General features: G+C 36.5%; 10 protein-coding genes and 2 riboswitches. Of the genes, 1 reads left to right on the forward strand and 9 read right to left on the reverse strand.

Annotated features, from left to right (window positions below; translation table 11 throughout):
- Nucleotides 1-24: 24 nt before the first annotated feature.
- From AZF08_RS05925 to AZF08_RS05945, 5 genes are all read right to left on the reverse strand, one after another.
- Nucleotides 25-1,566: an ABC-F family ATP-binding cassette domain-containing protein gene (locus tag AZF08_RS05925; RefSeq protein ID WP_033674437.1), complete on the reverse strand. Its 1,542-nt coding sequence runs from the start codon at nucleotides 1,564-1,566 to the stop codon at nucleotides 25-27.
- 413 nt (nucleotides 1,567-1,979) lie between these two features.
- Nucleotides 1,980-2,729: an ABC transporter ATP-binding protein gene (locus tag AZF08_RS05930; protein WP_033674439.1), complete on the reverse strand. Its 750-nt coding sequence runs from the start codon at nucleotides 2,727-2,729 to the stop codon at nucleotides 1,980-1,982.
- Nucleotides 2,726-3,724, reverse strand: coding sequence for an ABC transporter substrate-binding protein (locus AZF08_RS05935; RefSeq protein ID WP_033674441.1), 999 nt, complete (start codon nucleotides 3,722-3,724; stop codon nucleotides 2,726-2,728). The genes AZF08_RS05930 and AZF08_RS05935 overlap by 4 nt, the downstream gene beginning before the upstream one ends.
- Entirely contained in the window at nucleotides 3,721-4,497 is a 777-nt protein-coding gene (locus AZF08_RS05940; RefSeq protein WP_033674443.1) for an ABC transporter permease, read from the reverse strand. The genes AZF08_RS05935 and AZF08_RS05940 overlap by 4 nt, the downstream gene beginning before the upstream one ends.
- The gene (locus tag AZF08_RS05945) at nucleotides 4,469-4,789 is read right to left on the reverse strand and encodes an MTH1187 family thiamine-binding protein (protein WP_033674445.1); all 321 of its coding nucleotides are present in this window, start codon (nucleotides 4,787-4,789) and stop codon (nucleotides 4,469-4,471) included. The genes AZF08_RS05940 and AZF08_RS05945 overlap by 29 nt, the downstream gene beginning before the upstream one ends.
- A 104-nt stretch (nucleotides 4,790-4,893) precedes the next feature.
- Nucleotides 4,894-4,994, reverse strand: a riboswitch (TPP riboswitch).
- Between the two features lie 383 nt (nucleotides 4,995-5,377).
- Between AZF08_RS05945 and AZF08_RS05950 the strand changes: the two genes are divergently transcribed.
- On the forward strand, nucleotides 5,378-6,691 hold the full coding sequence (locus tag AZF08_RS05950; protein ID WP_033674446.1) for an anaerobic C4-dicarboxylate transporter family protein: 1,314 nt from the start codon (nucleotides 5,378-5,380) through the stop codon (nucleotides 6,689-6,691).
- Between the two features lie 73 nt (nucleotides 6,692-6,764).
- On the opposite strand, the gene ilvA is transcribed toward AZF08_RS05950, so the two are convergent.
- The 4 genes from ilvA to AZF08_RS05970 all read right to left on the reverse strand — a co-directional run bounded on the left by ilvA (nucleotide 6,765) and on the right by AZF08_RS05970 (nucleotide 11,204).
- Complete coding sequence (ilvA, locus tag AZF08_RS05955) at nucleotides 6,765-7,973, reverse strand: threonine ammonia-lyase (RefSeq protein ID WP_033674448.1); 1,209 nt, start codon at nucleotides 7,971-7,973, stop codon at nucleotides 6,765-6,767.
- 199 nt (nucleotides 7,974-8,172) lie between these two features.
- A complete protein-coding gene (thiE, locus tag AZF08_RS05960; RefSeq protein ID WP_033674450.1) occupies nucleotides 8,173-8,826 on the reverse strand; it encodes a thiamine phosphate synthase in 654 nt (217 codons plus the stop codon).
- A 15-nt stretch (nucleotides 8,827-8,841) separates the two neighbouring features.
- Nucleotides 8,842-9,651 carry a hydroxyethylthiazole kinase gene (thiM, locus tag AZF08_RS05965; RefSeq protein WP_033674451.1) on the reverse strand — a complete coding sequence of 270 codons (810 nt, stop codon included), beginning with the start codon at nucleotides 9,649-9,651 and terminating at the stop codon, nucleotides 8,842-8,844.
- Nucleotides 9,652-9,720: 69 nt separating this feature from the next.
- A riboswitch (TPP riboswitch) is annotated at nucleotides 9,721-9,830 on the reverse strand.
- 426 nt (nucleotides 9,831-10,256) lie between these two features.
- Complete coding sequence (locus AZF08_RS05970) at nucleotides 10,257-11,204, reverse strand: siderophore ABC transporter substrate-binding protein (protein WP_033674452.1); 948 nt, start codon at nucleotides 11,202-11,204, stop codon at nucleotides 10,257-10,259.
- Between the last annotated feature and the right edge of the window lie 68 nt (nucleotides 11,205-11,272).

Raw genomic sequence — 11,272 nt, forward strand, 5'->3', positions numbered from 1 at the left:
ATTCTCACTAAAATGGCTTCTCTCTTATTCTTTAGTAATATTCATTTCTTCCATATCCCAAACGCGAGTAATCCAAGACTCATAAAAAGAAGGCTCATGAGAAACAAGTAGAATTGTTCCTTGATAGTGTTCTAAAGCTTCTTTCAACGCCTCTTTCGCCTGTACATCTAAATGATTTGTTGGCTCATCTAAAATTAGAACATTACTCTTCATTAATAAAAGTTCACATAGACGTACTTTTGTTTGCTCTCCACCACTTAACGAACTAAGCGGCTGACGAATATGCTCTTCCTTTAATCCACACTTTGCCAGAGATTGACGAATTTCTTTTTGCTTCATATCTGGGCGCCCTGACCATACTTGCTCAAGCGGTGTAATTTCTGCCGCAAATTCTTCTTGAGCAAAATACGCAGGGTTTACCCGCTCTCCAATATGAACGGTCCCGCTTAACGGTTTAAGTCGACCCAGCAATGTTTTTAGCATTGTTGTTTTTCCAATTCCATTGTGACCAACAATGGCAATCTTTTCGCCCCTTTTCACTTGTAAATTAAAGGCTGGAAATAATGGCTCTATATAACCTATTTGAAGTTGATCCACTTGTAATATACGACTCACCGGCTCCGTATGAATTTGAAAATGAAAGCGCGGTCTTGGTGCATCACTAATTTTTCTAACCCTTTTCATTTTCTCTAATACCTTTGCACGACTTTTAGCCTGTTTCGCTTTTCGGATTTTATTCTTTTGAATAAACCCTTCCAAATTAGAAATTTCCTTTTGCTGTCTTATATAAGCCGCTTGTAATTGCTCTTTCTGTAGTTGATAACTTTCTAAAAACCTTTCATAATTCCCTGTATATCGCTTAATTGTTTGCCCTTCTAAATGATAAATAACATTCGTAATATCATTTAAAAACGATGCATCATGTGAAACGACAATATAAGCATGTTCGTACTCTTGTAAATATGATGTTAGCCACTCTATATGAACGGCATCTAAATAGTTCGTTGGCTCATCTAACAATAAAACATCTGGTTTTTCTAACAGAAGCTTTCCAAGCAATAACTTCGTACGCTGTCCACCGCTTAACTTCGAAACTTCCTTCTCCATACCTAGTTCTAACAAGCCTAATCCCGTTGCTATTTCGTCTATTTTTGTATGAACTTGATAAAAACCCGAGCTCTCTAGTACATGTTGCAATTCTCCATATTGTACTAATAATTTCTCTAAATTCATTTCCTGTGCCATCTTTTCAGCAATGACAATCATTTCACGTTCAATTGTATACAAATGAGAAAATGCGCTTTGCAAGTATTCCTCAATTGTTGTTCCTACTTGTAAATCAATATGCTGCTCTAAAAACCCCACCTTCACATGTGGAAACCAATCAATCGTTCCCCCATCAGGCAAAATTTCTCCTGTTAATAGACGAAGCAATGTCGATTTTCCTGCTCCATTTCTTCCCACAAGTCCAACATGTTCACCTTGTAATAACCGAAAACAAGCATTATATAAAATGGTTTTATCGCCATACATATGTTTTAAATTTTCTACTGTTAATACGCTCATTTTTTCTCTCTCCTTTTTCATATGACTAACAAGCCAAATAGAGAGAACAGCAAAATAAAGATCCTATTTAATTGTGTACATAGAAAAATGGGTAAGGTGAATACACCTTACCCATTACAATTTATTATTGTAAAAAAGGATTAAGGTTCTTTACCTGCTGTCTTCAATTTGGCTTAAACTTTAAAAATGGGCAGACTTCTCCCATATCAAGCTAAAACCATTTGAAGAACAGTTGATAAAGTCATCTTATCCTTTCACTCCTTTATAAATCATTATTGTCTTATAATAAGCATGGACTATGCTCTTATATTTTATTCGTTATGAATCATTTTGTTCCTCTTTTTCTTTATAAATTTTTTCTAAACGAAAAGCATCTTAGCAGTCATTATATAAGGACCGTTAAGATGCTTTCATTACTTCTGCATATAAGGAGCTAATATACCTAAAATCTTCGCTTTATCTTCTTTTAATTCAAGAGATGTCAGCATGTCCATCGTACGTGGACGAGATAAGTTAACATTTACTTCACCCACAATGGTTGCCGGCCTTTGTGACATGATAAACACGCGATCAGACAATAATATTGCTTCATCTAAGTCATGCGTTACCATAACAATTGTTTGCTTTTCTTGATGCCAAGAATTTAAGAGCCAGCTATGTACTTCCATCTTTGTAAATGCATCTAGCTTGCCAAACGGTTCATCAAGTAGCATAATCGGTTTTTCACATAAATAAGTACGGAGAAAGCTAATACGTTGACGCATACCACCGGATAATGCATCTGGATAATGATTTGCGTATTCAGCCAGACCAAACTGTTGCAAAGCTTCCATTCCTTCTGCAAGCCGCTCTTTCTTTGGCTTCCCTTCAATTTCTAATGGAAGCACAATATTTTGCAAGGCTGAGCGCCACGGAAGCAATAAATCTTGCTGCGGCATATAACTGACAATATCCTGCTTTTGAACAGGTTCATCGTTATAAATTACCTCTCCACTAGTTACCTCTTCAACACTCGCAATCATATTTAATAGCGTACTTTTTCCGCAACCACTTGGTCCTACGAACGAGACAAACTCGCCCTCTTGTATAGAGGCACTAATCTTTTCTAGTACATTTTTCCCATCAAACGCTTTCACAACATCTTTTATTTGTAATCCAATCATTTTTCACTTGGAAGGAATTCATTTGTAAAAGCATCTTTTACATCAATTTTCTTTTTAATAACTTTGTTATCATGTAAGAAATTCATGTAATTCGTCCAAACTTCTTCCTTCTGTACTCCCCACGCTTTTGCATCATCTTGATACTTCGTACTTAACCACTTTTGACTCTCTTGTACTAACTCTTTATTAATGTCTGGTACATTTTTAATTAAAATATCAGCTGCTTCTTTTGGCTCTTTAATTGCAAAGTTGTATCCTTCTGCTGTTGCATTCATGAATTTTTTCACAAAATCTTTATCTTGTTTTGTATGCTTTTCACTTGTAATAATGACTGGGCTATAGAAATCTAGCGCTGGATCTAAATCTTTTACCATAATTGTATTTAATTCTTTGCCTTGACGCTTCGCCTCGATACCGTCCCAACCATAATAAATCCATTCAAAATCCGCATCACGGCCAATTGATTTAAAGAAGTCCGTTTGTCCAAGAACAATCTTTTCTACTTTATTAAAATCAGCTTGATGTTTATCCATAATTGTTTTTAACGTTGCCTCTTCTGATGGTGATCCCCAGCCTCCATAACGCTTACCTTCAAAATCTTTTGGAGAGCTAATATTATCTTTTTTCAACGCTGCAAATGCAGATGTATTATGTTGAATAATTGCCCCGATGGAAACAACCGGAATTCCTTCAACACGAGCTGATGTTACATTTTCTTGATAACTGACACCGAAATCAGCTTTTCCTGAAGCAATCATTTGCTCTGCTGATACGTTATCACCCGGCTGAATAATTTCTACATCTAAACCTTGTTTTTTATAGTAATCTTTCGTCTTCGCTACATATAAACCAGTATGATTTGTATTTGGGAACCAATCTAAAACAACTTTTACTTTCTTCCCTTTATCTGTACTCTCTTCTTTCTTCGCTGCATTACAGCCGACAACGCCAACTGCTAGTAAAGCGGCTAGCATAACTTTTAAGCCTTTTTTCATTTTCTGTCGTCCTTTCTGTATATCCATGGTGCTGTTATTCTTGCCATAAATTCTACAATAAAATACAAGAATAGCGTCACCATAACGATAATAGCTGCGATACCAAATACACGAGCTGTTAAAAAGGATTTCGTCGCCCTTGTGAGCATGACACCTAATCCTTCACTCGCTCCAAGCCATTCCCCAATAATTGCTCCCATCACACTGTATGTAACCGCAATTTTTAATCCTGAGAAAAAGTATGGAAGCACTGCTGGGAATTTGACCTTTTGATAGATTTGCCATTTTGTTGCGCGCATTGTTTGTAATAACTTGAGCATGTTTTTATCTACTGTTTGAAAACCTTCTAAAATACTAAGAGCAATCGGAAAGAAACAAACAAGAATAACGACCATCACTTTTGGGAGCATCCCATAACCGAACCAAATAATAAATAAAGGTGCCAGCACTACAATCGGAATCGTTTGTGAAATAACGAGTAACGGATTAATTAACACACGAAATAACGGAATAACATCCATAACAATTGCAATACTCGTCCCAATTACAATCGCAAAGAATAATCCAATGACAACTTCTTGCAGTGTTTGTATCGTATTTGGTAACAATAGATCTTTCATTCCAATTAGTTCTTGTACAATCGTAGAAGGCTTTGGTAAAATCCATGGTTCAATTCGAAATAATGAAACAGATCCTTCCCATATGGCAATGAGAAGGATAAGCCAAATCGTTGTAATTGTTATGTTAGATCGCTTCTGGTTTTTCATATTCATCACGGTACTTCCAAACTTTCTCATCAATCGTTACACCAGTACTTGGACGATAATGAATTTTAATAGAAGTAATAACTTCTTCTGCTCCAGCATCGACACAAGCTTGTTGTGCACGCTTAATGACATCAAGAAGCACGTCTAATTCTCCTTCCAACGTTGTTTCCATCGCACCCACTTCATAACGAACACCTGATTGTTGTACGACCTCAATCGCCTTATCAACAACATCATATACGTCTCTCGTTTTTGCTTGCGGTACGACTGAAAATGAAATTGTAACTTGTTGTGACATACTAAAATCCCCCTTGCAAAAAATATTTTGTGAAAAAGAAAAGGCTTTCCTACGAAATACGCAGGAAAGCCTTGCATGCAAGTTATTATACAATAACGTTTGCTTACAAACTTTAAGTAATTCCCTACGCTGGCATTATCCAGATCAGGTTGAGGGTCGATGCAATTTACATCCTCTCAGCCAAATGGCTCCCCGGTCTTAATTCGCTTTCATTGTAGCATGATTTATTTTTCCGAACAAACATATAAGGAGTTTCTTTTTTAAACACGGATACAGATTAATGAAATAAAGTACTTAGTTTTCCCTGCCTGTTCATACATCTCCCTTATAAAAAATTACGTTTATTAAGTATAAATTTTTCATACAAAATCGTTATATGTTTTTTCTAACTCATACCTCTATACGTAGTACATTCTATTTATAAGTTTTGTAAAATAATTTTACCAAATATAGTGAATGTTACTTTTTATGTGTTATATAATAAAAAAGGTTTATATAAAAGGCTTTTATTTGTTTAATTTAATAATTATTATATAAATTAAATTATTCAAAAATATCTTACCACATGGATTTTGGAGGTATTTTATCATGTTTTGGCTACAATTTATCACCTTACTACTCTGCATTTTTATCGGTGCGCGCCTTGGTGGTGTTGGACTGGGAGTAATGGGCGGAGTTGGTATGGCAATACTCGTATTCGTCTTCCACTTACAACCTACAGCTCCTCCTATTGACGTTATGCTGATGATTCTAGCAGTAATCACAGCGGCTGGCGCACTGCAAGCCGCTGGCGGAATGGATTATCTTGTTCACCTTGCAGAAAAAGCACTGCGTAAAAACCCAAAGCGTATTACATTCTTCGCACCTATTGTGACCTATTTATTTACATTGTGCGCTGGGACGGGACACGTTGCTTATTCTGTACTTCCTGTTATTGCTGAAGTATCACGTGAATCAGGAATTAGACCTGAACGTCCAATGTCAATCGCCGTAATCGCTTCACAACAAGCAATTACAGCAAGTCCAATTTCAGCTGCAACTGTTGCACTTTTAGCAATGCTAGCAGATTATAAAATTACATTGTTAGATATTTTAAAAGTAAGTATTCCTTCTACTTTCATTGCTTGTATGTTAGCAGCTTTCGTTGCTAGCAAGATGGGTAAAGAATTAAAAGAAGATCCAGAATACTTGAAACGCTTAAAAGAAGGTATGATTCCAAAGCTTGAAGAAAAGAAAGAATTTGTAGGTGCAAAGGGCGCCAAATTATCTGTTATTCTCTTCTTATTCGCGACTGTTTTTGTCGTTCTTCTTGGTTCATTTGAAGCACTTCGTCCAGGGTGGATGGTAGACGGAAAATTAGTTCGTCTTTCAATGCCTAATACGATTGAAATGGTCATGCTAACAATTGCTGCTCTTATTATTCTCTTCTGTAAACCAAATGTGGAAAGCATTGTATCTGGCAATGTCTTTAAAGCAGGGGCGACAGCTGTTGTTGCTATCTTCGGTATCGCTTGGATGGGAGATACTTTCTTCAACGGAAACCTAAATATGATTCAAGGATCGATTCAACATTTAGTAACAAGTGCACCATGGTTATTTGCTATTGCATTATTTATCCTATCTATATTACTGTATAGCCAAGCAGCTACAGTACGTGCTTTAATGCCACTCGGATTATCACTTGGCATTCCACCCGCACTACTTATTGCTATGTTCCCTGCAGTAAACGGTTATTTCTTCATTCCAAACTACGGAACAATTGTTGCTGCAATCAACTTTGACCGTACCGGAACAACAGGCATCGGTAAATACGTATTAAATCATAGCTTTATGATTCCTGGTCTTATCGCAACGTTTGCTTCCATTGGAATTGGAATGCTCTTAATTTCAATCATGTTTTAAAGAAAAAAGCACAAACCTTTTATGATTATAGGTTTGTGCTTTTTTCTTTAATCAAACGTTTGTTTAAAAATTTTTAGTCAATAATCTCTACGTTATATCCCTTCTTTTCTATCCCACTTAATACTTCTTCAATATGATTTTTATCTTTCGTTTCTAACGATAAATGGAGCTGCGTATACCCTGGGAACACTTTTGTTCCAATCCGTTCTAAATGTATATGCAATACGTTCGCTTCGAAACTTGTTACGATTTCAAGTAAATGTTGCAAATGTCCTGGTTTATCTTTAATCATTGTTGCGATATGAACAAAGCGTCCCGCTTCCACCATTCCATGCTCAATAATACGCGTAATAAAGTTGACATCTACATTACCACCACTTAAAACCGATACGACTTTTTTCTCTTTCACTGGGATTTTTTGATAGAGCAGAGCTGCTAACGAACTTGCACCTGATCCCTCTACCAACAACTTATTGCGTTCCAATAGCATTAGCATCGTTCTTGCAATTTCCATTTCGTCTACACAAAAAATATCATCTACGTAACGCTCTACAAGCTGAAATGTTAAATCTCCTGGCCTTTTTACCGCGATACCATCCGCCATAGTTGGTTCCGCGTTTACTGTTATCACTTTCTTTTCTTGCAACGATTGCTTCATTCCCGGACAAGCAAGTGCTTGTACACCATATATTTTCACTGACGGTTTTTGTTCTTTAATCGCCATCGCAACACCTGCAATTAAGCCACCGCCCCCAACTGGACAAATAACAGCTTCTACATCATCAAGCTGCTGCACGATTTCTAATCCTATCGTCCCTTGGCCAGCAATTATGGCTTCATCATCAAATGGGTGAACAAACTTCGCTCCTGTTTGTTCTTTTAAATCAAGTGCATACGCTAGTGCATCATCAAATACATCACCTTGTAACTCCACATGTGCACCGTATCGCTTAGTTGCAAGTACTTTGCTAAGCGGAGCACCCTTTGGCATCACAATTGTACAAGGAATACCGAGCATATTACTAGAATAGGCAACCCCTTGCGCATGATTACCAGCTGATGCTGCAACAACTCCATTCTCCAGTTCTCCTTTACCAAGAGAAACCATCTTATTATAAGAACCACGCACTTTGAAAGAACCAGTCTTTTGCAAATTTTCAAGCTTTAAGTATACTTCATTATGTGATAGATCACTAAACGTACTCGAATAATCAAGTGGTGTCGTATGTACAACGCCTTTCATTTTTTCATAAGCAGCTATAATATCTTGGAAAGAAATCATGTTGTCGCCTCCGAAACGATATATATTCATATATGTTAGTTTGAGCGGCAAGATTTGTTTTATACGACAAAAGAAGCTTACTTACATTTCTATCAACAAATACAGGTTACATATTCTTAATTGATGAACATTCATATACGAAAAAAGGTCGTACAACACTTTCTATGTTGTACGACCTTCTACTCTCTCTTACAGAAAATTATCTTTTCACTTGCTCCAACAATTTCTCCATACTTTCATAAGGCGAATTCGCTAAACTAATTGCCGAAATAACAGAAACCCCATCTGCCCCTGCATCTATAACAGAAGCTGCATTTTCAATTGTAATTCCACCAATACCGACGATCGGTATCATGATACCTTCTTCTCGAAAATGCCTTAATCCTTTTATTCCTTGAACTGCTTTTGTATCCTTTTTTGTATTCGTTGGAAAAATAGGTCCTACACCTAAATAATCCGCTCCATTTGCAATTGCAAAGCGTGCTTCTTCAATTGTATGAGCAGATACTCCAACAATTTTACCTCCCATTTTTTCACGAACTGATGTAATTCCCTCATCGTCTTGTCCTACATGAACACCATCTGCATCTAATGCAATCGCTAATTCTACATCATCATTCACGATAAAAGGAACTTTATATTCTTTACAAAGTAACTGTAACTGCTTTGCAAAATGCACTCGTTCTTCTCCAGTTAATGCTCCTTCACCCTTTTCCCGAAATTGAAACAGTGTCACTCCACCATCTAGCGCTTCTTTCATTACTTGTAATGGATCCTTTTGGCAATTGTTACTTCCCATAATAAAATATACTAGCAATAACTTGGACATTTGCTTTGTTTCAATACGTGCCATTTCCCTCATCCCCTCTTACTGCACCTCTTGAATCTTTCCATATTTCTCAATATCACTTGCAGCGGTATTTGCTAGCTGATTTAAAAATTCGATTTGGAAACTTCCTGGTCCTAGTTTTGCTGTTTTAGCAGCAGCTATTTCAGCTGCTACACCATAAAATGTTAATGCAGCAACTGCTGCTTTCACATAATCTTTTTCAACTGCTGCAAATGCTCCCATTACAGAAGTTAATAGACATCCCGTCCCCGTAACCTTCGTTAAAATTGGATGACCGTTACGAATCATAACTGTCTGTTCTCCATCTGTAACAATATCTTCTTTCCCCGTAATAACCGCCACTGTATCTAGTTCCTCTGCTGCTTGTTTTGCAATCTCCACAATATCACCGTTTCCAGTTCCAGCATCCACACCTTTAATTTCCCACTTTTCATTAATGACGTTGGCAATTTCCGCCGCATTCCCGCGAATCATTGCTAACTTCACTTCACCTGGAATATGTCTTGCAACTTCTGTCCGGTAAGAGGTTGCCCCTGCACCAACAGGATCAAATAATACTGGTACATGATGTGTATTTGCTGACTTTCCAGCAATAAGCATTGCTTCTACTTCTTCAGGACGAAGTGTACCCATATTTAAAACAAGCGCACCTGCAATGCTAGCCATTTCAGCCACTTCTTCTTTTGCATACGCCATAACTGGTGATGCTCCTAATGCTAGCAAACCATTGGCCGTAAAGTTTGTCACAACAACATTTGTAATATTATGCACAAGTGGATTTGACTCTCTTACTGTCTCCACTACTTTTGCGATTTCTTGTATATTCATTCTTTTCATCTCCTAACTTAGTAATGGGAGATACACAAAAAGACACTTCGCGTATGCAAAGTGCCTGAACATGTGCTTTTACACTCTCCCTACGCTGGCATTATCCAACAGGTTCAAATGGTCAACGACAGATTAGCCGTACTCTCAGTTTGCATCCGCAAACTCCCATGTGTTTTCTTATTCATCTACTTCAGAGTCTACTCTTATTCTAGTAAAATAACAAGTTACAAGTTTTTGTCTTCTTAATATATAAGTACAAATTGAAAAAACGATATCAAGCCTTTCTTTTCAGGTGGGAGAGAGCATCCGACCATGCATAGAAGCGGTCAGATCCTTTTTTAGCCCCATGCCAAGTTCAAACAAATTGAAAAAATGAGAGCTGTCCCCTTTTTTCTTCATAGCCGCAATTTATATGTAAAAACTCAAAAAGAAGTTATCCAATAAAAGTCCGATTGGTGATAGGAATTTCAGTTTATATAAATATAATTTGAAAAAACGACATAAAACCTTTCTTTTTAGGTGAGAGGGAGCAGCGACTTATATGTTGAAAAATCAAAATAAAAAATAGTGATAGGAAATTAAAATCCCTACCACTATCTTTCACATTATTTTAAGCCTTTAGATACTTCTTTCACCATTTCTGATACAGATTCAAGTCCGCCACCAGATAGGTACCAGTAGTTTGCATCTAGATAGATTACATTATTGTTTTTCGCAGCATTTGTTTTGCTAACAAGTTCATTTTCAACAACTTGCTTCGCAGAAGATTTACCACCAACAATAGCACCTCTATCGATTACAAATAAGTAATCAGGGTTTTTCTCAAGAATATATTCAAATGTAACGTTGTTACCATGAGTAGATGCTTTAATCTCTTTATCCGCAGGAGTTACACCAAACACATCGTGGATAATACCAAAACGAGATTCTGGACCATATGCACTTACTTTACCGTCATTCGCTAAAATAACTAAGCCTTTTTTATCACTTTTCGTAGCTTTTTCATTTAATGCTTTTACATCTTTTTCAACTGCTGCAATTTCTTTTTTCGCTTTATCTTCTTTACCGAAGATCTTTGCCAACATTTCTGTGTTTTCTTTAAATGACTTCATATACTCTTTAGTATCTTGTTCTACATAAATTGTTGGAGCAATACCAGAAAATTCTTTATAAGAATCAGATTGTCTTGCAGAAATAATAATTAAATCTGGCTTGATTTCATTAATTTTTTCAAAGTCTGGTTCTTTTAAACCACCAACGTTTGTATACTTTTTATCTTTATATTTAGAAAGGTATGCTGGTGTATTCTTTTGTGGTACGCCAGTTACTTCAACACCTAATTTATCTAATGTATCTAATGAACCAAAGTCAAATACTACAACTTTTTTCGGGTTTGTCTTAACTTTTGTTTCCCCTAATTTGTGCTTAATAGTAATCTCTTTCGCTTTACTTTCACTCGCTTCTGTCTTCTTATCAGAAGAAGCATTATTGCTACATGCTACAGCGACGATAGCAAGCATGAAAGTTAATAGTAGCATCGCTAATTTCTTCACTTCAATCACCTCTATAAATTTTTTAAAATTATTTTGAATCGATAGCAAGTTAGCACTATCAAAATAAC

Source organism: Bacillus gaemokensis, assembly GCF_001590835.1.
GTDB classification, from domain to species: Bacteria; Bacillota; Bacilli; order Bacillales; family Bacillaceae_G; genus Bacillus_A; species Bacillus_A gaemokensis.